This window comes from Enorma timonensis (assembly GCF_000321165.1).
Lineage (GTDB): Bacteria > Actinomycetota > Coriobacteriia > Coriobacteriales > Coriobacteriaceae > Enorma.
This window is the reverse complement of record NZ_CAPF01000008.1, coordinates 1-26,909: the sequence shown is the minus strand read 5'-3', so window position 1 is coordinate 26,909 and position 26,909 is coordinate 1. Positions and strand designations below refer to the sequence as shown.

Sequence of the window (26,909 nt, the reverse complement as noted above, 5' to 3'; positions counted from 1 at the left end):
CCGTGCGCGCGACGATCATCGAGCCCGAGGCCGAGCCCGCCCCCGCGGCCGCCCCGCGCCCGGACGCCCCCAAGCACGCGCTCGCCAAGCGGACGCCCGGTCGCCTGCGCGCCGGCATCGCGCTCATCGGCATGGGGCTCAAGACGCTCCTCACGGGCACCCCGGAGGAGCGCGCGAAGCACAAGCGCTCGTAGGGTGGCGCGAATCCACGCGCGAAAAGTACGCTACACTGGGCGGTACACGCAATCACGAAAGGCCGCCCATGAAGCTCACCATCGAACGCATGGCCTACGGGCCGGATGCCATCGCGCGCACGCCCGAGGGCAAGACCGTCTTCGTCTCCGGGGCGATCGCGGGCGATGTCGTCGAGGCGCGCATCGAGTCCGAGACCCCGGCCTACGCCCGCGCCCGCACCGAGCGGCTCCTCGAGCCCTCGCCGGACCGCGTCGACGCGCCGTGCCCGTACGCGGGCTTCTGCGGCGGCTGCCCCTGGGGCGCGCTCGCCCGCCCGGCGCAGCTCGCCGCCAAGGAGGAGAACCTGCGCTCGTCGCTCGCGCGGATCGGGCACTTCTCCGCCGAGGACATCGAGCACCTCGTCCAGCCCATCCGCTCCACCCGCGACGCCTGGGGCTACCGCAACAAGGTTGAGCTCGCCGTGGAGCGCTGCGGGAACCGCATGGTGCTCGGCATGCACGGGGCGGACCCCTCGCAGATCCTCAAGGTCGACCGCTGCCCCTTGTTCGAGCGCGCCTTCCCCAAGGCGCTCAAGGGCATCGCCGGCGCCCTCTCCTACCTGGCGAACTCCCGCGACCTCGCGCTCGAGCGCGTGGGCGTGCGCGCGAGCCGCCGCACCCGCGCGCTCGAGGTCGCTCTCTGGACGCCCACGGGCGGCTTCCCCCGCGCCCATGTGGCGCGCGTGCTCGAGGACGCGGTACACCCCACGAGCGTGGTGCGCGTGCTCACCAAGGGCGACCGCGCGGCCCGGCGCGTGGTGCGCAACGAGCTGCTCGCCGGCCAGGGCTCCTGGGACGAGCAGATCGGCCATGAGCGCATGCGCGTCTCCGCACCATCGTTCTTCCAGGTGAACACCGCCGCGGCGGAGATCCTCATCGACCTCGTGCTGGAGGCGCTCAACCCGGGCTCGGACGATGCTGCCTGCGACCTCTACTGCGGGGCGGGGACGTTCACGCTGCCCCTCGCGCGCCGAAGCGCCTGGGTCTCGGCCGTCGAATCGTACGGCCCCGCCGTCCGCGACCTGAGGCGCAACATCGAGCGCGCCGGCCTGGACAACGTCGAGGCCATCGGCGGCGACGCCGTGCGCGAGTTCCCCGGGGACGACATCGACGTGCTCGTCGTCGACCCGCCGCGCGCCGGCCTCGCCGCCGAGGCGATCGACCTCATCGGCGGCACCGCCGCGCGCGACGTGGCCTATGTGTCGTGCGACCCGGCCACCCTCGCCCGCGACCTCGAGCGCTTCCGCCGCGCCGGCGTCTTCGAGCCGGTGAGCATCACGGCGGTCGACCTCTTCCCCCAGACCTTCCACTGCGAGACGGTCGTCCATCTCACCCGGTGCTGAGCGGGATTGTCCTCCTCAACCACCTGAACAACGAGCGTGCACTTAAATGAAAGGGCGGTCAAAAGATGCGAAAACGCTTATGAAGCACATGGCTCTGTAACGAACGAACTGCGAAATGCCTATCGCCACAATCAGCTCCGGGAGAATTGAGGCAGCAATGGAAAATCCAGATAGGGAGTCCGATTGTTCATCAAAGCTAATTGAATTCCTGGAAAGCGATCCACTATCAATCGATGAAAATGACCCATTCTATTGGTATTTCCACCTAAAAGCTCTGGGAAAATGGGCGCAGACAAAAGACATGGTGGATAAGGCGGTCACTTGCTTTAACGTTGGGAATCCAGCGTACACGATTCTTCGATACATCGCAAAAAAGCATCTTACACGCGAAGTATGTGATATAGCTGTAAGCAAAAATGGTTTGAACTTAAAGTACGTGCCCGAACAGTATCGAGATGCCAGCATGTGCTTGACAGCCGTGAAAAACAACGGAGCTGCTTTGAGCGAGGTTCCCAATCAAATACTGATCGGGAATCAAGGATATGAGATTTGCTTAGCCGCTGTTCAAAACGATTACGATGGACAGGCGCTTTCGTTTGTTCCAGATTGCCATACGCGCGGAAAAAAGGGCAAGGCTCTTTGCGAGGCGGCAGTACAGGCAAATGGGCATGCGCTTGAATATGTCCCTAAACGTTTGATAACTAATGAACTTGCTAGATTGGCCATCGAAGCTCCTATTCCAACTAGAACGATGCTTCTACCAGATGGATCACGCATTACCGCGAGCGCATATGAATATCGTCCAGTACTATCGCTCGTTCCCAAGAAATGCATGTCAGAAGAGCTTGTCAATCTGTCCGCTCGTCTGCATCCGAGGAGCTTACGATGCGCTCCCCCTGATTTAATATCTCGTGAGCTTTGCTATGAAATGCTTGAACGAGACCCCATGAACATACAGTACATTCCCACGGCAGATAAAAAGCTTGCCGAGATGGCGGTAAAGGAAGACCCCCGAGCCATCCTAGCCGTTCCTGAATCTTTGATGACAATAGAGCTTTGTCGCGATGCCTTGCGCAATAATCCATCCATTCCTATCGAAAAACTACCCGAGATGCTTCGCAAGCAACTGGAAAAGGAGATTCGCTGGGAGGCTTTAATAAAATATAAGCCGATTGCACTCGAAACTCCCTCCATTACCGATGGGGAAAAGCAGGTGGTTTCAAGTTCGAGCAAGTCGCATGCTTACGATTTATCGGTCGCCGACAGTTCAGTGGAAACGATTTACTACATATCTGATATCCATCTTGAGCACCAACTTGTAAAACAGTCCGACGACATTATGAAACTGTCTTTATCTGAGATACAGGAGCGCATTGACGATAAAATTGCCGAGCTATTGGAATCAATGCCGGATACCCGAAGTACTTTGCTTATTGGCGGCGACGTGGCAGACAGCATTGAGCTGGAAGACGTATTCTATGAACGACTCAACTTATTCAATGAGCGTCATGAAGGCTGGCGCGGTCGTATTTTTACCGTTCTGGGCAACCATGAGCTATGGGACGGCGACCCTATGGGACGTAAGCCTGCACGACCCATCGACGAAATCGTAGCCGATTATCGTCAAATGATGAATCAACATGAAGTTCGGCTTTTAGAAAACGAATTGTTTGTCAACTATAAGGGACTCTATGACAAAACCCTGAATGAGAATGCGATTCTCAATGCAAGCGTCGAAGAGCTTGCCGAGGTGTGCGCCAACTCAACGTTTCTCTTGCTTGGTGGCATCGGGTTCTCCGGGTTAAATCCGATCTATAACGCCAAACTGGGGTTGTATGGAGCGGCCGTCTCGACGGAAGAAGAAATTGTGCGATCAAAGCGTTTTCGAGCAGTATACGAAAAGGTCTTGGCAAGCGCGCGGGTTATTCCGGTAATTGTGCTAACGCATACGCAGATGGCGGATTGGTCTGACGCTCAATACAATTCGAAATGGATTTATGTGAGCGGTCACACTCATCAGAATACGTACTTGCTGCAACATGACGGCACTGCGGTCTTCTCTGACAATCAAATTGGCTATAAGCCGCAACCCTGGCATCTTAACAACTTTACAATCGATATGCGTACGTACGATCCTCTTAAAGACTATCAGAACGGCATTCATCAGATTACTCGCGAGCAGTATGTCGAATTCAATCGCGGCCAAGGTATAACCATGCAGAGCATGAAGCATCCGGGTGACTTGTTCGCTCTGAAACACAACGGGATGTACATGTTTATGCTGAAAAGCGCCAGCAGTTTGTGCCTGTTGGAAGGCGGTAGGCGGCATAAGCTTGATCACGACATCAGCTATTATTACGAAAATCTTCCAGAGTATGTCAGCAAAGTGCGCAGCGCGTTCATGCCGTACCAACAAGCCCTCTTGATGGTTTCCCATGAAGTGAAGATGATCGGCGGCTCCGGCCGTATCCACGGTTGCATCGTGGATATAGACTGGTTCAACCACATATATTTGAATCCATTTGATGGAAAACTAACCCCCTATTTTGCGTTAAACACGACTGAAAAGTGGACATTCGAAAACATAGAATCGCTACTCGATTTCTCGCCGATTCCACCTCAATTGAGCAGTGGGGAGTCAATGTTGACGCATTACCGGGAAATTTCGTCTAGAGGAAAACAAATTCCCCTGCTGTCGCGCAAATCAAGTGAAATAATGAAACAGGCGATCGTTCCGCAAGTTGTTTTAGACAGGTCGATGTATGAGCCGTCCCGCATCATGCGTTCAATTCAATACATTTTTGAACAAAGCGTAGTGCGCATTTGGAATGATGACGTACTCACCATCTGCGAAAAAGAAGGCTCCCGGATGCTACCCCATGCAAATGAGCTACCCAGTTAGAACCTCGACGGGAAAGGATTCGCCGCATACCTCTGATGGTAGCGACCGCTTGCCAATTCTACTTACATAGGCAAGATACCCATACTGACAAGAAATTCAAAATCGGCGCATACGTCAACTGCGAGACGGTCGTCCACCTCACCCGGTGCTGAGCGGCCCCTCTCCCAAGATGTTGGATTGTCGCCCCGCTGACGCGATATGCCGCCCGCCGGCGTGGGTAAGATGAAACGGTGGGTTCCGTTTCATCATGCTGGGGAAGGGATGCATCATGAGCGCTGTTGCCGTGCTCGTAGCCGACGGATTCGAGACCATTGAATGTCTGACGATGGTGGACGTGCTCAGGCGCGGCGGGGTGCGCGTCACGCTCGTGTCCATCATGTCGACGCGCGACGCCGTGAGCTCGCAGCAGATCGGCATCGCCTGCGACCGCACGCTCGACGAGGTCGACTTCGACGAATATGACTACCTCGTCCTGCCCGGCGGCCTCCCCGGCACCACGAACCTGCGCAACGACGACCGCGTGTGCGCCCTCGTGCGCGAGTTCGCCACCACCAAGCACGTCGCCGCCATCTGCGCCGCGCCGTCCATCTTGGGCGAGCTCGGGCTCCTCGTGGGGCGCAAGGCCACGTGCTTCCCCGGCTTCGAGTCGACCTTCCTCGCCGGCACCTACGCGGGCGGCAAGAAGGTCGTCGTGGACGGCAACATCATCACCGCCTCCGGCATGGGCCAGGCGCTGCCGTTCGCGCTCACCGTCCTCAAGGACATCGCCGGCGCCCGCGCCGTCGAGAAGGTGCGCGAGGGCATCCAGCTATGATCCTCGCCTCGCAGTCGCCGCGCCGCATCGAGCTCATGCGCGAGGCGAGCTTCAACGTCCGCGTGCTGCCCGCAGATATCGATGAGGCGCCGCTCCCTCACGAAGACCCGTTCGCGCTCGTCGAACGGCTCGCCTGCACCAAGGCGGCGACCGTTTTGCGCGCACATGCCGAGGCCGCCGAGGTCGTCCTCGCAGCCGATACCATCGTCACCATCGACGGCGTCGTGCTCGGGAAGCCCGCGGATGCGGACGACGCCCGCGCCATGCTCCGCCGCCTCTCCGGCCGCACGCACACGGTCGCGACCGGCGTCTGCATCGCGCAGGCAGATGCGCGCGAGCCGCGCCGCCTAAGCGACGAGCTGCCCATCTCGTTCGTCGCCAAGACCGCGGTCACGTTCTACGAGCTCTCAGATGCCGAGATCGACGCCTACGTGGCGTCGGGCGAGCCCATGGACAAGGCGGGCGCGTACGGCATCCAGGGGGCGGGCGGACGCATGCTCGTCCGCGGCATCGAGGGCGATTTCTACAACGTCGTCGGGCTGCCCATCGCCGAGGTCGTGCGGCGCTTGAGGGCGCTCTAGCGCACCGGCGGCAAAGAGCGGCATATCTACACGCAGGAGGATCTCATGGCTCAGCGAGCTCAGTGGCAATCCATCCCCATCCATACCATCGAGGGCTTCCGCTTCGGCCACAGCACGAACCTCGAGGCCGCGACCGGCTGCACGGTTATCGTGGCGCCCGCGGGCGCGTCCGCCGGCGTCGACGTGCGCGGCGGGGCGCCCGCCTCGCGCGAGACCGACCTGCTGCGGCCGGAGAACACCGTCGAGGCCATCCACGCCGTCTGCCTCTCCGGCGGCTCCGCCTTCGGGCTCGAGGCGGCTTCCGGCGTCGCGCGCGAGCTCGAAGCCCGCGGCATCGGCCTCGACGTCGGGCCCACGCGCGTGCCGATCGTCTGCTCGAGCTGCATCTTCGACCTCGCGTTCGGCAGCGCCTCGGTGCGCCCCGGCGTGGAGGAGGGCATCGAGGCCACGCGTGCCGCGCTCGAGGCCGACCCCTCCCCGCTCGCGGAGGGCACCGTGGGCGCGGGCACGGGCGCGACGGTGGGCAAGCTCAACGGAGCCGCCACGCTCATGAAGGGCGGCCTGGGCGCGCGGGCGCGCGCGATCGGCGACCTCAAGATCGGCGCCATCGCGGTGGTGAACGCCTGCGGTAACGTCGTCGACCCCGCCACGGGCGCCCCCATCGCCGGCATGCGCGCCGCCGCCGACTCGCTCGAGATCGTGGACATGGAAGACGCCATGCTCGCCGCCGCGGAGGACCTCGCCATGCCGCTCGACCGCACGAACACCACCATCTCGTGCATCATCACGAACGCGCGGCTCACGAAGGCGCAGGCGACCAAGGTCGCGCAGATGGCGGCCGACGCGTACGCCCATACCATCCGCCCCACGCACACCACGAACGACGGCGATACTATCTACGTGCTCGCTTCCGGCGCGCTCGGCGATCGCGCCATCCCGCTCGACATGCTCGGCGTCGCCGCCACCCGCGTGCTCGAAGAGGCCATCTGCGCCGGATGTACCTCCGCCGACGGAATTCATGGGGCTCCCGCATACAAGGATTTGCATAACTAAGCTACCATCTTGCATAGCGTAAGGATTCAGGCGGCGGTGCCGACGCACGGCGCCGCCCCATCCGGCAAGATTGGAGCGACCATGTCACAACCGACCACCCCGACGGAGGCACCGAACGGGGCACCCGCGAAGCGCGGCATCGGGCTCATCGGCCTCATCGCGCTCGTCATCTCGTCGTCCATCGGCTCGGGCGTCTTCGCGCTCTCGACCGATATCTCCGCCGCGGCGGCGCCGGGAGCCGCGATCATCGCCTGGCTCCTCACGGGCGTGGGCTTCATCGCACTCGCCACGACGTTCGGCAAGCTCTCCCTCGCCCGTCCCGACCTGAACGGCATCGTGGCCTACGCGGACGAGGGCTTCGGCCCCTTCGTGGGCTTCGTCTCTGGGTGGGGATACTGGCTCTCCATCTGGATCGGCAACGTCGCCTTCGGCGTCATGCTCACCACGGCGATCGGCTACTTCTACCCGCCGTTCGCCGGCTCGCTCACCGTGCCCGCCGTCATCTTCATGTCGGTCATGAACTGGGCGATCGTGGCGCTCGTGAACCACGGCGTCGAGGAGGCGTCCGTGGTGAACGCCATCGTGATGTGCTGCAAGCTCATCCCCATCTTCGCGTTCATCGTAACGATGCTGCTCCTGTTCAACTTCAACGTCTTCACGGCCGATTTCTGGGGCACGCTCGCGAACAACATCGGCGGCCCGGACGCGCCGGGGGGCGTCGGCGACCAGATCATCAACTGCTTCATGGTCATGATGTGGGTGTTCGTGGGCATGGAGGGCGCGACCGTCCTCGGGCACCGCGCGCGCCGCAAGGCCGACGTCTCGCGTGCCACGATCCTCGGCACCTCCGCGCTCGTGTTCATCTACGTGGCGGCGTCCGTCCTCCCCTACGGCTACATGACGCGCGACGAGCTGCTTTCGGTGGGCTCGCCCTCGATGGTCTACATCTTCCAGGACGCCGTGGGGCCCTGGGGCGGCGCCTTCATCGCGGGCGGCCTCGTGATCTCCATCCTGGGCGCCTGGCTCTCCTACACGATCCTTGCCTCCGAGGCCATGCGCACCATGGGCGACATGCAGCTCCTACCCCGCGGCTTCTCCAAGCTCAACCGCCACGGCGCGCCCACGCTGAGCCTCATGGTGACCGGCACCATGATCCAGCTGCTCTCCATCGTGATGCTCTTCTCCGAGGCGGCCTACCAGTTCGCGTACTCGCTCTGCACCGCGTCGATCGTGATCAGCTGGTCGCTCGCCTCGGCCTACATGGTGAAGCTCGCCGCCAAGGGCGAGGTCGAGGGACGCGGCAGCGCGCTCGCCCTCTCGCTCTTCGCGACCGTCTTCTTGGTGGTCGCGGTGCTCCTCGCGGGCGTCGACCTCTTGCTGCTGTGCTGCATCGCCTACATCCCCGGGCTCGTGTGCTACGTGGCTGCCCGCCGCGAGCAGGGCTGCGACCATATCCTCGAGGGCTTCGAGAAGCCGCTCGCCGTCGTGCTCGTGGGCCTCGGCTTTATCGCCATCGCGTTCGTGGCGATGGGTATCATCACCATCTAGCAGCCGTGCCTACGTGAACCACGCGCAGGGGGCGGGCACTCCGATCCCGAGCGATTCCGCAACCGCCCGCGTTTTCCGGTAAGGAAAACGCGGGCGGTGAGGACAAGCGAGGGATGGAGTGCCCGCCCCCGTACGGAAGCGAGACGCAACGTTGCCCTAGTTGAACTTGAAGATCTTGCTCGCGGCGCGGTAGAGGGCGATCGAGGTCTTCTCCCCCGCCTTCGTGGGCAGGTTCGTCCCGATGCCGAGGATGCCGCCGCGCGCGTGGCGGTACATGCGCTCGTCGTACTCCTTGAGCTCCGCCCACAGCTTCTTGCTCTCCGCCTTGTTCGCCTCGTCGCCCGAGAGCTTCGAGAACACGGAGCACACGGCCATCATCATGGTGAAGTAGCCCATCATGTACGATGCCAGGCGGCTCTCGGGCACATCCTGGTAGAGGTGGTAGGCGTGCATCATGATGCGCGTGATGCGGAACTGCTGGTCGAGGCGGCGGATCATAGTCGCCTCGTTCACGCTCTGCCCCTCGCGCCCGATGAAATAGCGGTAGAGGTCGATATCGGCGTAGTACATGGTCTTGCACAGCGGCAGCGGCACGTACGCGTAGATGTTGTCCACGTAGAACGTGTGCGCCGGCAGCGGCAGGTTCGCCGCGCGCACGACCTCGGTGCGGTACGTGAGGCTGTGCATGAGCAGGTTCTGATCGGGGCGGAAATAGCCGATCTTATCCCACGTGAACACCTTCTTGCGCGGCAGCGCGCCGCGATAGCTGATGGTGGTGCGCTTGTTCTCGTACACCTTCTCGTACACGTAGTTCGAGATGAACAGGTCGACCTGCATGCCCCGCTCCTCGAAGCCGCGCAGGATGGAGAGCATCGTCGCGAGCGCCGAGCCATCGAGCCAGTCGTCGGAGTCGACCACCTTGTAGTAGGTGCCCTGCGCCTCGCGGATGCCCGTGAGCACCGCGATGCCATGGCCGCCGTTCTCCTGGTGCACGGCGCGGATGATGTTCGGGTAGCGCTGAGCCCATTCGTCGGCCTTGGCCGCGGTCTCGTCCTGGCTGCCGTCATCCACGATGACGATCTCGACATCCTCGGCAAAATCGCTGCCCTCGAGGATCGAGGTGATGCCGTGATCCATATCGGCGGCAGAGTTATAGCACGGAATGGCGAAGGTGATGATCTTATGCATGGCAGGAAATGATCTCGTCAGACAAATCGAGGGCGGATTCGGTCACGGCGTCCATATCGTAGTAGCGGTACTCCGCAAGGCGCCCCACGGGATGGAAGTTCGTGAGGTTCTGGACGCGCTCGAGGTAGCGCTCGTACAGGGCGCGGTTCTCGGGGTCGATGATGGCATAGTACGGCGTCTGGTCGCTGCCGGGCTCGAAGGCGTGGCTGTACTCCTTCATGATGGTGGTCTTGCCGGGCACGACCTGGCCGGTCATGTTCTTGAACTCGGTGATGCGCGTGTAGTCCTCGCTCGTGGTGTAGTTCACCGTGCCCACGGGCTGGAACTGGTCGCAGTCGAGCGTCTCGAAGACCATGTCGAGCGTGCGGTACGGCAGCGCGCCGAGGTCGAGGTTGAACAGCTCGTCGAGCGGGCCGGTGTAGACGATCTCGCCGCCGTAGACCTTGCCGCAGACCGAGACGTTCGTCTCGTCGATATCGAAGATGTCGCGCGCGTCCACGTTCACGAACACGTCGATGAGGTCGTGGTCGAGCATGTGCTCGAAGAGCGCGGTGTAGCCCTCGGCCGGCATGCCCTGGTAGGGCGCCTGCGGGAAGTAGCGGTCGTCGTCGCCGATGAACACGGGCACGCGGCCGGTGACGGACGGGTCGATCTCGTCCGGGGTCTGGCCCCACTGCTTCATGGTGTAGTACAGGAACACGTTCTCGTACACGTAGTCCGCGACCTCCTGCAGGTCGGGGTCGTTCTTCTTGCGGAGCTCCATGATGGGCACCTTCTTGTCGGCGCCGAAGGTGTCGACGAGCTTGCGGTAGAGCTCCTCGCCCCGCTCCTCGCCGAAGGCGAGCTTGAGGCTCTTGTGGTTGAAGGGCACCGGCATGAGCGTGCCGTGGATGTTCGCGAGCACCTTGTGCTGGTAGTCCGTCCACTTCGTGAAGCGCGAGAGGAACTCGTTCACGCGCTCGCTAAAGGTGTGGTAGATATGCGGGCCGTACTTGTGGACGAGGATGCCGTCCTCGTTCACGTAGTCGTACGCGTTGCCTGCGATGTGGTCGCGGCGCTCGAGGACCGCGACGCGGAAGCCGGCGCCCTCGGCCACGCGGCGGGCGCACACGGAACCGGCGTAGCCCGCTCCGACGACGATCATGTCGTACTCTTCGGGGTTGAACGATGCGGGTAGACCACTTGTGATCTGCATACATGCTCCTTGCAGGCATTTTGCTGATACGGAAGAACACATGCGTGTCAATTATCTAAGCGATTATAGCGCTGCGAAGCCTATAATAGGGATGCCACACAAGGAAAGCTCAACATGCCACGGACTTCGTGCGCGCATGACGGCCGCGCGCGATCCCGGCGCGTGTCGGGCCCCGACAAGAGGAGAAGCATGAGTGACTTCCTGAACCGCATGAAGGCTGCCGCGAAGGCGGACGTCAAGACGATCGTCCTGCCCGAGGGCGAGGACCCGCGCACCATCGAGGCCGCGAAGAAGATCATCGCCGAGGGCATCGCGAACATCGTCATCCTGGGCGACCCCGCCCAGATCGACGTGCCCGGCGCGCACGTCATCGACCCCACGAGCCCCACGGCGCCCAAGCACGAGGCGTACGCGCAGAAGTTCGCCGAGCTCCGCGCCAAGAAGGGCGTCACCATCGAGCAGGCGCGCGCCCAGATGATGGACGCCACCTACTACGGCACCATGATGGTCAAGATGGGCGACGCGGACGGCCTCGTCTCCGGCGCCTGCCACTCCACGGCGAACACGTTGCGCCCGGCGCTCCAGATCTTGAAGACCGCGCCCGGCACGAAGCTCGTCTCCGCCTTCATGGTCATGTGCACGAAGACCCCCGAGTTCGGCGCCGACGGCACGCTCGTCTTCGCCGACTGCGGCCTCAACATCGCCCCCACCTCCGATGAGCTGTCCGAGATCGCCATCGCCTCGGCGAACTCCTTCAGCACCTTCATGGACGGCATCGAGCCCAAGGTGGCCATGCTCTCCTACTCCACGATGGGCTCCGCCGGCGGCGACACCGCCAAGAAGGTGCAGGAGGCCACCGCGTTCGCCAAGGAGAAGGCACCCGAGCTCGCCATCGACGGCGACCTGCAGCTCGACGCCGCGATCGTGCCCGAGGTGGCCGCGCTCAAGGCGCCCGAGAGCGCCGTGGCGGGCCACGCCAACGTGCTCGTGTTCCCCAACCTCGAGTGCGGCAACATCGGCTACAAGCTCGTGCAGCGCTTCGGCCAGGCCGAGGCCTACGGCCCCATCCTGCAGGGCATCGCCAAGCCGGTGAACGACCTCTCGCGCGGCTGCTCCGCCGACGACATCGTGGGCGTCGTGGCCATCACCTGCGTCCAGGCGCAGCTCTCCGCCGAGTAACGGCGACCCGAGCGACGCGGGAGAAGCGTCGCGAACCAGCGCAACGCCAAGCGGGCGGCACCCTTTCACAGGATGCCGCCCGCTTCGTTACGCAAGCGTCTCCTCGCTGCTAGCGCTGTGCGCTCGCGCGGCGCCGCGCGAGCAGCGCGCCGCCGGCGATGCAGGCCGCCGCAGCCAGCGCGATGCCTCCCACCACGGCGGGCATGTCATCGCCCGTGCGTGGCAAGTCCTCACCGCCCGTTGACGGCAGCTCGGGCGGCGTCTGCTCCTCCACCGCGTTCTCGAACTCGAGCACGGCGGCCTCATGCTCAGCGCCCGTGTTGTCGTAGACGTAGGTGCGGGCGCTGCCCTCGTCGCCGTCGGCGATGACCGTCGTGGTGGCCGTCAGCTTGCCCGTGGCGTCGTCGTGGTCGACCGCGACCTCGACGGTGTACACCGTGTCGTCATAGACGATGCCGTCCAGGCGGTTCTGGGCGTCCGCACCCTCGGGGATGACCTCCTCCACCGTGTAGGTGAACGTCTTCCCGTCATGGTAGCTCGAGAAGGCCATGTCGTTGAAGACGGTCATGCCGGCCGTGGCCACGCCGTCGTCGCCCATCGGGGTATCGCCCTTGAGCGACACCACTTCCGAGCGCTGGCCGTCCGCGATGCCGATGAGCGCCGCGGCCTCATCGCTCGCGGCCGTCACCTTGAACGAAAACTGTCCGTCCTTAATGTCGGCGCCCCGCATGTGCTTGACAATGGTCAGGTCGCCCGCGGCGCTGTAGCTCAGCTCGTCCTCGTATTTCTTCTGGTTGGTCACACGGATCGTGACCTCGCCGGTGAAGAGGGCGTTGAGGCTCTGGTCCCCAAGCTTTTGCTTCTTGTCGTTGTTGCTGGTACCGGTGTCGTCGCCGTGGTCGTTCAGACACTGCTGGACGTTCAGGCGCGACCAGCCCGCCTGCGCGGTATACGAGGCATGGGCGGGGTCGGTCGCCACGTAATCGAGGCTGTTGTTCCCAGCGTTGTCGTAGTGGTAGTGGATCTCGGCTGCGCCGGCGATGTTCTGCCAATCGGCGTCAACGGGGTAGCTCTCCGTCGCCTGCGGCTGCGCCTTGACGTCGTGCAGGGTCGGGTCGACCTGGTCGTTGGCCGCGAAGCCGTTCATGCTGTAAACCAGCTCGCCGATGCCCGTCTCCACCGTCACGTTGTCGTCCGCCGTGCCGGCGTTCACGTGCACGCCGTCGTCGCCCACCTCGATGCGGATGGGCGGCGTCTGCTCGATGTAGCCCTCGGGCGTGGTCTCGACGAGGACGTAGGAGCCATCGGCGAGGATGTCGCCGTCGGTGGTCACCTACAGGCGGCCCTCAGCGTCCGTCGTCATGGTGTGCAGGGCGTTACCCGTAGGCTGGCCGGTGCCATCGTTCGCATAGAGCTTGAACTCGACGCCCTGCATGGGCTCCCCGCTCGTGGCATCCGTCTTCACGAGCGAGAGCTCGTTCTTGATGTTGGGGATGTTCAGCGTGACCGAGAAGATGCGCTGGAAGTCGTCGCCCTCCACGTTCGGGTCGATCTGGACGATGTTGCTCGCATCCGTGATTCCATCGAGGGACGTGGCACCCGAGCAGTAGTAGTACCGGACGGTGTACGCAGCCTGTGCCTCCGCCTCATCGACGCTCAGGTTCCGCTGCGTCTGGATCATGTGGGCGTAGGTCGTGATATCGCCGGGGAGGTTCTCGATGGTGACCTCGTAGCCGCCGCCGGTACCCAGGGCGAACACATAGCCATCCGCCTTCGCCGCCTCGAGCACGGCGTCCTTATCGCCTTCGTTCTCCGCAGCGACGTTCCAGCCGTCGAACGCGTTGCCGGTGACGGGATGCCATGCACCGTCCGCGCCCTTCTGCATGACCACGGCGAACATCACGCCGTCAGAAGCCTTATACGTCTGCTTGTCCATGCCGGTCACCTGCGCGCCGGCAATCGCCGTCACGTGGGGCTGCGAGTAGGCGCCCGTCTCCCACTGGTTGCTCACGAGCAGCACGCCCTCGCCCGAACCGTTGCTCTTGACGGTGGAGAAGCGCAGGTGGATCTTGCTGCCGCCCCGGTAGCCGTTCGGCACCTTGTCCTCGACGAGCACCCAGTAGGCGCTGCGCAGGCCGAGCTGCTCGAGCGCGATGGGAACGTCCTGGCCGGCGGCGTTCTGGTAGGTGAAGACCATCTCACCGTCTTGGGTCGTCGTGCCATGGACGGGGTTCGCGACGTCCGTGCTATAGGTATAGTTCGCATCCGCCGGGTACAGCGTGAACTCGATGTCCTCCAGACCGGTGCCTGCCTGGTCTACCTTGACGATGCCCGACTCGGGGATGCTCATGAGGTTGTAGCGGAGCGACATGTTGGAGTCGACGGCGCCACGCTCGAGGTAGAAGAAGTCGAGCGTGTGGTACGTGTCGTCCTTGAAGGTGCTATCGCCCTCGTTGAAGGCGTCGGTGCTCGCCCCGGCGCTCTCGAAGCACGCTTTGAGCGTCGTGCTACTGAGCTGGTTGTCGCCGGCGTCGAGCACGTTGTCGCCATTCACGTCCTCGTAGATGACGACATCGCCCGTGCTGAAATCGATCTGGATGGACGCGGCATCGTGCAGGCCGCCGAGGTCGCCCACGAGCACGCCGTCGATGTAGATCCACACGTCATCGTCACCCGAGAAGTTGTAGGTGACCTTGGTGGTACCGTCCTCTGAGGTGTGGCCGCCGTAGCGCTGCACGAACTGCGTGGACATGGACATACCGAAGAAGTGGTTCAGGTCGTTGCTCGTGGAGAGGATGCCGCTCGGCTCGAGTGCCCCATCGTTGACTGTGAACACCTCCGAGCCCGAATCGAACGGGAAGAACTGGCCGAATTCCTTGGATGCGCCGTTGGACTTCACGGCCGGCTCATCATACAGCGTGAAATCGTTCGTATCCGCGTTGTACTGGGCGAAGTTCTTCTTGGAGCTGTAGTAGTAATAGCCGTTGTCGTCGACCTGAAGCAGGTCGTTCACATCGCGATACACACGCTTGCCCGGCGTCCCGCTCGTATCGTCCGTGCCATCGAACAGGTAGGCAAGCGACTGGTTGCTCAAGGTATCCGTTCCCTGCGGATAGCCGTCATGCAAGGTGGATTCGACCAGGCCGCTCCTCGGGTTCGAGCCACCCGTCCACTTGTTCCAAGCACCGCCGTATCCGCCCATCTGGTTGCCGAACTTGAGCACATGACTCGCGTTGATGCCGGCTTCGGAGAGCTCCTGCTTGACCGCATCGCTCGTCCACTTCTGATTGTCCTTGGCCGAATCGCCCGTGAGCCAGTAGTCGAACAGGTTGATGGTGGTGCCGCGCGGCGAGACGCCCGGGACGGTGTACTCCGCGGTATCGCCCACCCACGTTCCATACGATGCCGCGTACGCAGCCGTCGCGCCGGCGATGACGAAGGCGACGCATGCGAGCGCGAAGAGCATGCCGCGCCCGAACAGGGCCCTCCCCCACATTCTGCTGCGTTTGATCATCGTTTCGGCCCTCCAAATCAACCACGTTCGCGACCGCTTGGGCGTGAAGCAAACAGACGATATGGTCGGAGCCGCTGTTACGCGCAAGCAGCCAAAAAGCACACTTCTCCGGCGATTATAGCGCCAAAGAGGTATCCCCCCCCCCCGCGAAATGGCAAAAAAGTACCCGCCTCCTACTAAAAATGTGCACGGGGTCGGTTCGGGAGCAGCTCTGAGCGCTATGGACGCCCGGCATGCAAAGAGCCCGACCCCGGCGAAAACCGGAATCGGGCTCCATGCAAAAGCTCCGAGACGACCAGGCGGCGTACCCGGGGGCAGGCCGCTACACGGGCCTTACCCCAGCAGCGCCTCGACGTCGAGGGCGATCATGAGCTCCTCGTTCGTCGGCACCACGAGCACGGTGACAGCGGAATCCGGCGTGGAGATGACGCGCGGATCGTCCGAGCGGATGGCGTTGAGCTCGGGGTCGATCTTCACGCCGAGCCAGGCGAGCTTGTCCGCCACGCCCTGGCGCAGCTCGACGGAGTTCTCGCCGATGCCCGCCGTGAACGCCATGGTGTCGACGCCGCCCATAGAGGCCGCCATCTCGGCAAAGAGCTGGCCGACGCGATAGCAGAACATCTCGATCGCCATGGCGCAGTGCTCGTTGCCCTCGGCGGCGCCGGCGCAGACGTCGCGCGAGTCGCTCGACACGCCCGAGACGGCGAGCAGGCCGGACTTCTTGTTCATCATGGTGTCGATCTCGTCGATGCTCATGCCGGCGACGCGGTTGAGGTAGAACACGGTCGCGGGGTCGACGGTGCCGCAGCGCGTGCCCATGATGAGGCCGTCGAGCGGGGTGAGGCCCATCGTCGTGTCCATGCACGCGCCGTCCTCGATGGCGCAGAGCGACGCGCCGGAGCCCAGATGGCAGCTCACGAGCTTGTGGGCGGCACCGCCCATGAACTCGTCAACGGTGCGCCAGATATAGCGGTGGCTCGTGCCGTGGGCGCCGTACTTGCGCACATGGTAGGTATCCACCACGTCGCGCGGGATGGCGTAGCGCCAGGCGCGCTCGGGCATGTTGTAGTGGAACGCCGTGTCCGGCACGATGACGTTGCCCAGCTCGGGGAACATCTCGCGGCAGATCTCGATGACGTCCGCCTCGGCGTAGTTGTGCAGGGGCGCGAGCGGCGCGACCTCGCGCACCCAGCCGAGCGTCTCGTCGGTCACCACGGCGGACTCGGGGAAGTACCAGCCGCCCTGGACGACGCGGTGGCCGATGCCCTCGGGCTTCTCGTCGACCGTCGCGAGGATGTCGAAGATGTGCTTGATGGCGGTGCGGTGGTCGGGCAGCTCGACCTCGAGCTTGTCCTTCTTGCCATACTCCTCGTGCCCGATGAACGAGCCCTCGATACCGATGCGCTCGGCGTTGCCCTTCGCGAACACCTCGCGCGTCTTGGTGTCGAGCAGCTGGTACTTAAGGCTCGAGCTACCGGCGTTGATGACCAGTACGTTCATGTAACCCCCTTGGTCGGCGGCCGCTGGCCGCGATGATCGTCACGGCGCGAAGCCGTGCTGCACATACGCTTTCATGATACTCGCATGCCGCCGGCGTCGCTAGGCAGAAGGCAGCACGATGGGCGGTATACCATTCTAGATGAGACCCTCACCGAGCGGCTTGCCGCCGAGCACGTGCATATGGAAGTGCATGACCGTCTGGCCGGCGTCCGCACCCTTGTTCGAGATGACGCGGAAGCCCGAGTCGAGCCCCTTGGCCTTCGCCACCTCGTCCACCGCATGGGCCATGGCCGCGAGCGTCTCGGCCGGCACGCCGTCCGTGATGTCCTGGTAGTGCTTCTTGGGGATCACGAGCGTGTGGACCGGCGCCTGGGGCGCGAGGTCGTCGAAGGCGATCACGAGGTCGTCCTCGTACACCACGGTCGAGGGGATCTCGTGCGCGGCGATCTTGCAGAAGATGCAGTCATCCATGTGGGGCTCCTTTCAGCCTGGCTGCTCTCGGGAACGCGAGCGACGGGTCGACCCCGCCGCCGCGATGGACGTTATAGCTTGAGCGCGTCGGAATCGTCCGCAGGCGCGGCGGGAACGAGCGTCTCCGTGCCGTCGATGTCCTTCATGAGGACGCTCACCTTCTGCTCGGCCGCCGCGAGCCGGCTGCGCAGGCTCTTGAGCAGCTCGACGCCGCGGGTATAGCCCTCGAGCGACTCCTCGAGCTCCAGGTCCCCCGACTCGAGCGAGCGGATGATGCGCTCGAGCTCCTGGGAAGCCTCCTTGTAACTCATCTCTTCGATGGGTTTCGTCTCTGCCATGCCTCTCACCTTTCCTCTTCGTCACCGCGAGCCGAAAGGCCGCGATCAGATACCGTATCCACCGTGCCGGAAACCTCGCCGTCGGCGAAGCGAACGCGGAGCGCATCGCCTGGCGCGAACGAATGCGCGCTCACCTGGACGCCCGCGTCGCCGTAGGCGATGGCGTAGCCGCGCGCGAGCACCTTGAGCGGCGAGAGCGCGTCGAGCTTCGCTGCCTGCGCGCCCAGGTCGCGGCGGCGCGCCTCCGAGATGCCCTCGCCCGCCGTGCGCAGGCGCGCATCCGAGAGCTCGAGCCCGTGCCCGAACGCCGCGAGCCGTGCCGTCGCGGCGCGAAACCGCCGCGGCATGCCCTCGAGCGCGCCCGCGAAGCGCTCCTGGGAGCGGTCGACGGCGCGCTCGAAGCGGTCCGCGGTCTGGGCGACCTCGGAGCGGCGGCGCTCCACGATATAGCCCGGGCTCCGCAGGCAGCCCCGGTTCCCCAGGCCGTCGAGCACGCGGCGCTCCTGGGAGAGGCGCGCGCCCATGGCGCCCTCGAGCCGCGCTACGAGCGCCCCCACCCCGCCCGAGGCGCCGCGCACGAGCGACGACGTGGCGGCGGCGAGCCGGCGCTCGCGCGCATGGAGCAGGTCGATGAGGTCCCCGATGGCGGGCGCGACCGACTCGGCGGCCGCCGTGGGCGTCGAGCAGCGGCGGTCGCTCACCATGTCGCAGATCGACTGGTCCGGCTCATGGCCGATGCCCGTCACCACCGGGACGGGGCAGGAGGCGACGGCGCGGGCGAGCGCCTCGTCGTTGAAGGTCATGAGGTCCTCGAACGACCCGCCGCCGCGGACGAGCAGGATGCAGTCGGGCGCGGGGTCGAGCGCGGCGGCGCGGGCGAGCCCCTCGATGAGCTCCGCCGGGGCGCCCTCGCCCTGCACCTTCGCCCCCACGCAGACGAGCTCCACGAGCGGGTTGCGCCGGCGCAGCGTGCGCTTCACATCGTCGATGACCGCACCGGAAAGCGAGGTCACCACCGCGACGCGCGTGCAGAACGCGGGGATAGGGCGCTTGCGCGCCTCGTCCATGAGCCCCTCGCGGCGGAGCTTCTCGGCAAGGGCGGCGACCTGCTGGCGCAGCAGCCCCTCGCCGGCGAGCGTGAAGCTGCGCGCGACGAAGCTCATGCGGCCCGTGGGCTTGTAGAGGTTGAAGCCGCCGGTGAACTGCACCTCCATGCCGTCGCGCAGATCGAAGGAGCGCTTCGCGTAGGTGCCGCGCCACACGATGCAGTCGACGGCCGCGGCGTCGTCCTTGATCTGGAAGTAGCAGTGGCCGCTGCGGGCGTTGGGACCGCGGAAGCCCGTCACCTCGCCGATCACCGTGAGCATCGGCAGGGCGTCGAGCGCGTTCGCCGCGAGCTCCACCGCCTGCGATACGGACAGCGCGTCCTCGCCTTTCGCGGGAGCCTGCGGCGCCGTCCCGGTCAGATTCCAAGCACTCATGCGATCATCTCTCTCACGCGTGTTCTTGCCGATTCGAGTGTAGCAAACGGCGCGGACAAAAGAGCGCAGCGGACAGCGGCCGGTCGCGAGATGCGCGGTCGCGGCCTAGAGAATCTCGATCCTCTTGTCCTTCACGGTGAGCCCCATGTTGCCGGAGAGCAGGTCGTCCAGGCGGGCGCCCAGAAGCTCGAAGCGCCAGCCCTCGCGCAGCGGGCTCCGCTCGGGATGCTCGACGTAGTCGGAGAGGTCGTCGCGGGAGGCGATCATGCCGGCCGCCACGCCGGAGCGCTCCGCCACGACCCGCACGAGCGCGTACATGAGGTCGACGACGCTCTCATGGTCGCCCGACGGGCGAGGTCGGGTGTGGAAGGCGGGCGGCAGCTGGGCGGTCGGGCACGTCATGCCGCGCTCGACGGCCATGAGGGCGGAGGTCACGTCCGCCTCGGAGAGCTGCTCGGTCCCGCGGATGCTCCTGAACCCCGCCTCGTCGCGGGGGGCGCGCTTCACGAGGGCGATGAGCACCTCGTCCGAGATGACCCATTTGCGCGGGATGTTCCGCCGCTCCGCGCGCGCCTCGCGCCAGGCGGCGAGCTCGCGGGCGATGCCGAGCTGCCGGCGCGTGCACGAGTTCACGCGCTTCACCTTCTTGTACACCTCGCGCTTGTCGACCACGTAGTGCTCGCGCGCCGCGAGCGGGGCGAGCTCGTCGAGGACCCACCCCAGGCGCCCCTCGGTGTTGAGCCGGCCCACCATGAGGTGGTAGGCCTGGATGAGGTAGCGCACGTCATCGAGGGCGTACTCGAGCTGCTTGGCCGTGAGCGGCCGGCGCGCCCAGTCCGTGAGCGACTCGCTCTTGGGCAGGGTGACGCCGCAGAAGGCGTGGACGAGCCCGTTGTACGAGATCTGCTGCCGCTCGCCGAGGAACGCCGCGGCCACCTGCGTGTCGAAGATGGGAGCGGGCAGGGTGCCGAGCGTCTGGAGCAGCACCTCCATGTCCTGCGAGCAGGCGTGGAAGACCTTGGTGACGGCCGGGTCGCCCAGAAGCGACGCGAGCGGCGCGAGGTCGTCCACGGCCAGCGGATCGATCGCGACGCACTCCTCGGGCGTGGCGACCTGCACGAGGCAGAGCCGCGGGTGATAGGTCTTCTCGCGCAGAAACTCGGTATCGACCGCGACCGCCTCGAACGCGCGGGCGCGCTCGCAGAATGACCGGAGGTCTTCGTCTGTGGAAATATACATGCTCGCTTCAGTCTCGCGTCCGGCGGCAAGGCGCCGCGGTAGGATAACGACATTGCATTATGGTAACTATACACGCCTTAGGCTGGAACGGGAACTAGGCTATGCGCTGTCTCATCATCCATAACCCCGCATCGGGACCGCATTCGGACGAGATCTTCACCTTCATCCATGCGCTCTCCACGGCGGGCGACGAGATCGTGCTGCGCTTCATAGGCCCCGAGCTCGAGCGCGAGGACGCCGTCGCCGACGCGCGCTCCTTCGACCGCATCGTGGTCTCCGGCGGCGACGGCACCGTCGCGAACGTCCTCGACCTTTTGCGCGACTGCGGCGTGCCCATCCTCGTCTTCCCCTCCGGCACCGCGAACCTCTACTTCCAGAACATCGGCAACGCGCCCGACGCCGCCGCGCTCGCGCACGCCTGCCGCGCCGGCGTGACCGCGAAGGTGGACATGGGCGAGCTCTTCTGGATGGACGAGGCCGGCGAGACCCGCCGGCACGGCTTCATCAACATCGCGGGCTCCGGCTTCGACGCGACCATCATGCAGAAGGCCGCGCCCGCGAAGAACGACCTCGGCGAGATCGCCTACCTGCTCTCCGCCCTCTCGACGCCCGAGCCGCAGGTGGCGCACTTCACCATCGAGCACGACGGCCAGGTGGACGAGATCGACGGCATCTCGTGCATGGTGGGCAACACCGCCTGCATCCAGAACGAGATCAACCTCTTCCCCGACTGCCGCATGGACGACGGCCTCCTCGACATCGCCGTGGTGAAGCCCACGACGCTCGTGGGGCTGCTGCCCACCGTGGCCGCCGCCGTCCTCGATCCGGTGGGCAAGGGCCTCGGCCGTCCGCAGTTCAAGACGTTCCAGGCCAAGCAGGCCAAGATCACCTGCAAGCCGTCGCTCGGCATGCAGTTCGACGGCGAGGTCATCCCGAACAACTCCGGCGTATTCGGCGCGCGCGTGCTGCCGAAATGCCTCGACATCATCGTCGACGAGTTCTCGAACCTGCACCGAGGCTGACGGGCGCAAGCGCGCCTCCCCCACAAGCAGAGATCCCCGCATCGGCGCTGCCGCCCGGCGCCGGTTCGCCCGCATCGAGCATGCAGCGAACCGGTGTGCGCGTGCGCGCTGGCTCCTGCCGCTACCTGCTGCTTGGCCGGTGCGCGCCCGGCATGTCGCCCCCGGTATGCTTAATTGCTCCTTAATTATCCAGTTTATTGTTTCACATCCGTTACTATACGGCTACATTTCATTCAACCTTGCATATTTCGTCAGAGAATTGCATACTCTATCAGAACCACATGCCGCCGAACGGATAGGACGCCCGGCGGCGTCATCGGAAGGGGCATCATCATGGAACTCACGCGCAGGCAATTCATCCCCACCGCGGTCGCGGGCATCGCGGGCATGGCCGGGCTCGCCGGCTGCTCGGGGAACACGGACGAGACCACGGTCGTCGAGGGCTCGGGCTCGGCCGAGACCGGCTCGGATGACCTCGGCCTCCTCGAGGCGGGCACCATCACGTTCGCGACGTCGCCCGATTACCCGCCGTTCGAGAACCTCGAGGACGGCGAGTACGTCGGCCTCGACATGGACCTCGGCCGCGCCATCGCCGACTACCTCGGCCTCGAGTGCGCCTACACCAACATCGACTTCGACGGCATCGTCCCCGCCATCGTCGCGGGCGGCCAGGCGGATGCGGGCCTCTCCGGCATCTCCATCACCCCCGACCGCGAGGAAGAGGTCAACTTCACCACGCCGTACTACGTCGACAACCAGGCGGTCGCCACGCTCTCCGACAACACGATCATCACCGAGGACAACGCGGCAGAAGAGCTCAACGACGCCGCGGTGACCATCGCGGTCCAGAGCGGCTCGACCGGCGCCGACTTCGCCGCCGAGAACTACCCGAACGCCGAGCAGCTGCCCTTCCCCAACTTCACGGACGCCTTCGCCGCCGTGAACTCGGGCCAGGCCGACGCCGTGTGCGGCAACGCCGCCGTGGTGAACCAGATGCTCGCCGGCGCCTACACCGACCTGCACGTCGTGCTCACCTCCGCGACGGGCGAGGAGTACGCCATCGCCGTGTCCAAGGATAACGAGCCGCTGCTCGACGCCCTGAACGAGGCCATCGAGGCCCTCCAGGACGATGGCACGCTCGATGAGCTCATCGAGAAAAACATGGGCTAGCGCTTGTAGCCAAGACCGCACGCGATATGCCGACGATGTCCGCGCCCCTGCCCGCCCGGTGGGGGCGCAGACGGTAGAAATCGAGGAAGGCACCGTGGAAACGTACACACCGACACCCAGCGCGCACCTAGACCGCGCCCTTACGCGCATCGCCGCCGTCCTGGCGGCGCTCGTCCTGGCGCTCGCGCTCGCCGCGCCCGCCGACGCCATGGAGGCCGTGCGCTGCACAGGTCGCCCCAACTCCGATAACGACCCCACCGTCATCATGGGCGCGACCCAGTCGCGCATCACCTTCGAGACCGCGATCGAGGAAGGCGAGGGCGTTTCCCGGCTCGTCCTGACCGTGCCCGAGGGCACGACGTTCGGGACGGACGACCTCTCCCTCACGCTCCTCACCGGCGATGACCTCCTGACGCGCACGAAGGTCGAGTACCGCATGAGCGTCGACGGGCAGGACATCGTCTTCGACTTCTCGCCCGCGATCACGCAGGCAGGACATCTCAGCATCATGATCGATGATGTGTACTTCCCGCAGAACGGCGGCGAGATGCAGGTCGCCGCGAGCTACACGGACGCGACCGGCGAGCATGAGCTTGACGACATCCCGCCCATCTCCGTGCAGGGCATCTCGACCGCCGAGTCGATCGCCCACTGGCTCGACGAGCAGCCGTGGGTCGAGGCGTGGAATTCCAACCGCTTCCTCCACCTCTTCTTCGACCCGACGCTCATCGTGACGAGCTTCCCCGTGGTGCTCAACGGCTTCTTCACCTCCATCGCCGTCGTCGCCATCTCGTTCCCGCTCGCCATCCCGCTCGCGCTGCTGCTCGCCACCATGCGCCTCTCGAAGTTCGTGCTGTGGCGCGGCATCGCTACCACCTACGTGAACTTCATGCGCGGTACGCCGCTCTTCCTGCAGATCTACGTCGCGTTCTTCGGGCTTCCGCTCGCCGGCCTGAGCCTGCCCAAGTTCCCGCTCGGCGTGATCGTGCTCATGCTGAACTCCGGCGCCTACATGTGCGAGATCTTCCGCGCGGGCATCCTCTCCATCGACAAGGGGCAGACGGAGGCGGCGCGCAGCCTCGGCATGGGGCGGCTGCAGACGATGATCTACATCGTCCTGCCGCAGATGTTCCGCAACGTGATCCCCAACCTCACCAACGAGTTCATCACGCTCTACAAGGATTCGTCGCTGCTCGCGGCCGTGGGCATCATGGAGCTCGTGATGTACGCGCGCACGATCGTGGCCTCGACCGGCTCGATCACGCCCTATATCGTGGCCGCGTTCTTCTACCTCATCATCACCCTGCCGCTTTCGAAGGTCACGCGTCATCTGGAAGAGCGGATGCGCACCCACAGCGGACGCAAGCGCGCGCGTGCCCGCAAGGCCGCCGTTAAGGAGGGTTAGCCATGGCAGAGACAGAGCAGCGCCAGCAGGCAGCGGCGGGCGCGGGGAGCGCCGCGGGCGAGGAGCCCATCCTCTCCATCCGGCACCTGAGCAAGCGCTTCGGCTCGCTCGAGGTGCTCAAGGACATCTCGTTCGACGTCCGCAAGGGCGAGGTCGTCGTGGTGCTCGGGCCGTCCGGCTCGGGCAAGTCGACGATGCTGAGGTGCCTGAACCGCCTGGAGGAGCCCACGAGCGGCGAGATCATCTTCGAGGGGGACGACATCTGCCAGAAGGGCGTCGACGTCAATGACGTGCGCAAGCGCATGGGCATGGTGTTCCAGCAGTTCAACCTCTTCCCGCACCTCGACGCCCTGCACAACGTCATGATCGCGCAGATGAAGGTCTTGAAGCGCGACCGTGCGGAGGCGGAGCGCATCGCGCACGCCGAGCTGGAGCGCGTGGGGCTCGCCGAGCGCGAGGACCACTACCCCGACGAGCTCTCGGGCGGCCAGCAGCAGCGCGTGGCCATCGCGCGAGCGCTCGCCATGGATCCGCACGTCATGCTCTTCGACGAGGGCACGAGCGCGCTCGACCCCGAGCTCGTCCGCGGCGTCCTCGACGTCATGCGCGAGCTCGCGCAGGGCGGCATGACGATGATCGTCGTGACGCACGAGATGAGCTTCGCGCGCGACGTCGCCGACCGCGTGGTGTTCATGGACGGCGGCGTGATCGAGGAGCAGGGCGCGCCCGAGCAGATCTTCGAGCACCCCCGCAGCGAGCGCACCCGCGCCTTCCTGGGCGAGATCGCGAACTAGGGCGCGCCTCACCCACCTCTGCCCGCCGGGCGCGGAAACATGCCGGCAATCTTCGCCGTTCGCGCGACATCCGCGTCCCGACTGTGCTATAGTGCCCCCAACGCGAGCGCACGAGCCCGCCCGACCGACTGAAAGGAGCCCCGCCATGTTGAACCGCACGAACGCTCTCAACAACTGGTGGTGGCGTGATGCGAATACGGTCGGTCGACGGTAGCCCTTGCGCCTGCATCCAGGTACCAGCAAAAGGCCTCCGGGAGACCGGGGGCCTTTTTCTGTGCGAACCCCTGGCTCACCATCTTCGACCGGCACGCATCACGCGCCTCCGTCCGCACGCCGCACGCAACCGCCGGGACGAGCCCCGGCACACGATATGAAAGGTTGATCACCATGAGCCAGAGCACCACCTCCCAGCCCCGCACCGTCGCCACCGTCGATCGCGGCACCCTCGACATCCGCAACCTCGTCCTGCTCGCCATCCTGCTCGCCGCCGGCTTCATCCTCAACATGACCGTGGGCAAGGCGCTCTCGAGCCTCACCATGGGCACCCTGAGCCCTGAATTCATCATCGCCGCCTTCTGCCTCGAGATCCTCGTCGTGCGGCCCAAGGCGCCCCAGGCCATCGTCATCGGCCTCATCGCCGGTGCCGTGATCCAGATCTCCGCCTCGGTCAAGGGCCCCGACCTCGTGGCCGAGCCCATCGCCGCGCTCGTGATGGCGCTCATCGTGAACGCCCTCATGCGCACCAAGGCCAAGGCCATCGTGCCCGCGCTCGGCACCTTCGTGACCACCTGCCTCTCCGGCCTCATCTACGCGGTCATCGTCATCTACGCGCTGCGCACCATGGATGCGACGCTCGTCGTCATGCTCCCCGTGGTGGCGGGCACGGGCGTGGCGAACGCCATCATCGTCGCGGCGCTCTACCTGCCCATCAAGAAGGCGCTCAAGATCGCCGACTAACCGAACCCTCGCCGACGGGGCTGCGCATGCAGCCCCGTTTTCTGTGATAATCCTTAAGAGGATGCATGCACATCTCCCGGCAACCGCCCCGTAAGGAAAAGGCACGATTCGCGCAATGGAAACGATCATCGATATAGACCACGTGTCGTTCTCGTATGCGGGCGAGGACGCCCGCGCGCTCGACGACATCACCCTCACCGTCCATCCGGGCGACATGCTCGGCATCATCGGCCCCTCGGGCGCCGGCAAGTCGACCCTCGCCGCCGCCATGTCCGGTGCCATCCCCCACCACTTCGGCGGGGAGTTCTACGGCGCGGTGCGCGTCGGCGGGCGCGACACCTGCGAGGCCACGCTCACCGACATCTCGCGCGTCGTGGGCAGCGTGCTCCAGGACATCGATGCGCAGATGGTCGCCTCCGTGGTCGAGGACGAGGTGCTCTTCGGCCTCGAGAACTTCGGCGTGCCGCACGACCAGATCGAGGGGCGCGTGAGCTCCATCCTCGAGACGGTGGGCATCGCGGACCTGCGCCACCGCGAGCTCGCCACGCTCTCGGGCGGGCAGAAGCAGAAGGTGGCCATCGCCGCCATCCTCGCCCTGCAGCCCCGCGTGCTCGTGCTCGACGAGCCCACCGCCGCCCTCGACCCCGCGAGCTCGCTCGTGGTCTACGACACGCTCCGCGCCATCAACCGGGAGCTCGGCATCACCATCGTGGTCATCGAGCAGAAGGTCGCCCTGCTCTCGCGCTACTGCGGGCGCATCGCCGTGATGGACGGCGGGCGCGTCGTGCTCGAGGGAACCCCGCACGAGGTGTTCGCGCACGCAGCTGAGCTGCGCGCCATCGGCGTGGACAGCCCGCGCGTCGCGCGCGTCTCGAACAGCCTGGCCGCAGCCGGCCTCACCGATGCGGCCGAGCCCTGCCTGCGCGTCGACGAGGCCGTCGCGCTCATCGAGCGCATCTGCGCGCGCCGCGGCGTCACCCTC

23 protein-coding genes are annotated in these 26,909 nt (G+C 65.0%); 14 read left to right on the top strand and 9 right to left on the bottom strand.

Annotation, left to right across the window (positions count from 1 at the left end; translation table 11 throughout):
• The 7 genes from BN423_RS00710 to BN423_RS00680 form a co-directional block, all read left to right on the top strand.
• Positions 1-194 (top strand): hypothetical protein (locus BN423_RS00710; protein WP_026088971.1); only part of this gene is annotated, 194 nt, incomplete at its 5' end.
• A gap of 68 nt (positions 195-262) precedes the next feature.
• Positions 263-1,576 carry a 23S rRNA (uracil(1939)-C(5))-methyltransferase RlmD gene (rlmD, locus tag BN423_RS00705; RefSeq protein WP_019238361.1) on the top strand — a complete coding sequence of 438 codons (1,314 nt, stop codon included), beginning with the start codon at positions 263-265 and terminating at the stop codon, positions 1,574-1,576.
• A gap of 115 nt (positions 1,577-1,691) precedes the next feature.
• Positions 1,692-4,478 carry a DUF4116 domain-containing protein gene (locus BN423_RS00700; RefSeq protein ID WP_198283085.1) on the top strand — a complete coding sequence of 929 codons (2,787 nt, stop codon included), beginning with the start codon at positions 1,692-1,694 and terminating at the stop codon, positions 4,476-4,478.
• A gap of 268 nt (positions 4,479-4,746) precedes the next feature.
• Positions 4,747-5,292, top strand: a complete 546-nt coding sequence (locus BN423_RS00695) for a DJ-1 family glyoxalase III (protein ID WP_019238359.1) — start codon at positions 4,747-4,749, stop codon at positions 5,290-5,292.
• Positions 5,289-5,873 (top strand): Maf family protein, encoded by a 585-nt coding sequence (locus tag BN423_RS00690; RefSeq protein WP_019238358.1) that lies wholly within the window; start codon positions 5,289-5,291, stop codon positions 5,871-5,873. Before BN423_RS00695 ends, BN423_RS00690 begins: the two co-directional genes overlap by 4 nt.
• Positions 5,874-5,918: 45 nt before the next feature.
• On the top strand, positions 5,919-6,926 hold the full coding sequence (locus BN423_RS00685; protein ID WP_019238357.1) for a P1 family peptidase: 1,008 nt from the start codon (positions 5,919-5,921) through the stop codon (positions 6,924-6,926).
• A gap of 81 nt (positions 6,927-7,007) precedes the next feature.
• On the top strand, positions 7,008-8,474 hold the full coding sequence (locus BN423_RS00680) for a basic amino acid/polyamine antiporter (protein ID WP_019238356.1): 1,467 nt from the start codon (positions 7,008-7,010) through the stop codon (positions 8,472-8,474).
• 156 nt (positions 8,475-8,630) lie between these two features.
• Here BN423_RS00680 and BN423_RS00675 read toward each other — a convergent pair whose 3' ends face one another.
• Together BN423_RS00675 and glf are read right to left on the bottom strand one after the other, a co-directional pair.
• Positions 8,631-9,662, bottom strand: a complete 1,032-nt coding sequence (locus tag BN423_RS00675; RefSeq protein ID WP_019238355.1) for a glycosyltransferase family 2 protein — start codon at positions 9,660-9,662, stop codon at positions 8,631-8,633.
• Positions 9,655-10,857 (bottom strand): UDP-galactopyranose mutase, encoded by a 1,203-nt coding sequence (glf, locus tag BN423_RS00670; RefSeq protein ID WP_019238354.1) that lies wholly within the window; start codon positions 10,855-10,857, stop codon positions 9,655-9,657. Before glf ends, BN423_RS00675 begins: the two co-directional genes overlap by 8 nt.
• Positions 10,858-11,046: 189 nt before the next feature.
• Here glf and pta point away from each other — a divergent pair, with 189 nt between their 5' ends.
• Positions 11,047-12,036 (top strand): phosphate acetyltransferase, encoded by a 990-nt coding sequence (gene pta, locus BN423_RS00665; RefSeq protein WP_019238353.1) that lies wholly within the window; start codon positions 11,047-11,049, stop codon positions 12,034-12,036.
• Positions 12,037-12,145: 109 nt separating this feature from the next.
• Here the strand turns inward: pta and BN423_RS00660 are convergent, their stop codons facing one another.
• The 7 genes from BN423_RS00660 to rnd form a co-directional block, all read right to left on the bottom strand.
• Positions 12,146-13,369 carry a Spy0128 family protein gene (locus BN423_RS00660; protein ID WP_019238352.1) on the bottom strand — a complete coding sequence of 408 codons (1,224 nt, stop codon included), beginning with the start codon at positions 13,367-13,369 and terminating at the stop codon, positions 12,146-12,148.
• Entirely contained in the window at positions 13,370-15,550 is a 2,181-nt protein-coding gene (locus BN423_RS00655) for a PA14 domain-containing protein (protein WP_154820291.1), read from the bottom strand.
• A gap of 333 nt (positions 15,551-15,883) precedes the next feature.
• Positions 15,884-17,050 carry an acetate/propionate family kinase gene (locus tag BN423_RS00650; protein ID WP_019238350.1) on the bottom strand — a complete coding sequence of 389 codons (1,167 nt, stop codon included), beginning with the start codon at positions 17,048-17,050 and terminating at the stop codon, positions 15,884-15,886.
• Positions 17,051-17,185: 135 nt separating this feature from the next.
• Positions 17,186-17,521, bottom strand: a complete 336-nt coding sequence (locus BN423_RS00645) for a histidine triad nucleotide-binding protein (protein WP_019238349.1) — start codon at positions 17,519-17,521, stop codon at positions 17,186-17,188.
• A 71-nt stretch (positions 17,522-17,592) separates the two neighbouring features.
• Positions 17,593-17,859: an exodeoxyribonuclease VII small subunit gene (xseB, locus tag BN423_RS00640; RefSeq protein WP_019238348.1), complete on the bottom strand. Its 267-nt coding sequence runs from the start codon at positions 17,857-17,859 to the stop codon at positions 17,593-17,595.
• 5 nt (positions 17,860-17,864) lie between these two features.
• On the bottom strand, positions 17,865-19,340 hold the full coding sequence (gene xseA, locus BN423_RS00635) for an exodeoxyribonuclease VII large subunit (RefSeq protein WP_019238347.1): 1,476 nt from the start codon (positions 19,338-19,340) through the stop codon (positions 17,865-17,867).
• A 105-nt stretch (positions 19,341-19,445) separates the two neighbouring features.
• A complete protein-coding gene (gene rnd / locus BN423_RS00630) occupies positions 19,446-20,579 on the bottom strand; it encodes a ribonuclease D (RefSeq protein ID WP_019238346.1) in 1,134 nt (377 codons plus the stop codon).
• A gap of 101 nt (positions 20,580-20,680) precedes the next feature.
• On the opposite strand from rnd, the gene BN423_RS00625 reads away from it, so the two are divergent.
• The 6 genes from BN423_RS00625 to BN423_RS00600 all read left to right on the top strand — a co-directional run.
• Complete coding sequence (locus tag BN423_RS00625) at positions 20,681-21,601, top strand: diacylglycerol/lipid kinase family protein (RefSeq protein WP_019238345.1); 921 nt, start codon at positions 20,681-20,683, stop codon at positions 21,599-21,601.
• A gap of 333 nt (positions 21,602-21,934) precedes the next feature.
• Complete coding sequence (locus BN423_RS00620; protein WP_019238344.1) at positions 21,935-22,771, top strand: ABC transporter substrate-binding protein; 837 nt, start codon at positions 21,935-21,937, stop codon at positions 22,769-22,771.
• Positions 22,772-22,865: 94 nt separating this feature from the next.
• Positions 22,866-24,176 (top strand): amino acid ABC transporter permease, encoded by a 1,311-nt coding sequence (locus BN423_RS00615; protein ID WP_019238343.1) that lies wholly within the window; start codon positions 22,866-22,868, stop codon positions 24,174-24,176.
• Between the two features lie 2 nt (positions 24,177-24,178).
• Positions 24,179-24,970 (top strand): amino acid ABC transporter ATP-binding protein, encoded by a 792-nt coding sequence (locus tag BN423_RS00610; RefSeq protein WP_019238342.1) that lies wholly within the window; start codon positions 24,179-24,181, stop codon positions 24,968-24,970.
• A 387-nt stretch (positions 24,971-25,357) separates the two neighbouring features.
• On the top strand, positions 25,358-25,927 hold the full coding sequence (locus tag BN423_RS00605) for a hypothetical protein (RefSeq protein ID WP_019238341.1): 570 nt from the start codon (positions 25,358-25,360) through the stop codon (positions 25,925-25,927).
• A 115-nt stretch (positions 25,928-26,042) separates the two neighbouring features.
• Positions 26,043-26,909 (top strand): energy-coupling factor ABC transporter ATP-binding protein (locus BN423_RS00600; protein WP_019238340.1); only part of this gene is annotated, 867 nt, incomplete at its 3' end.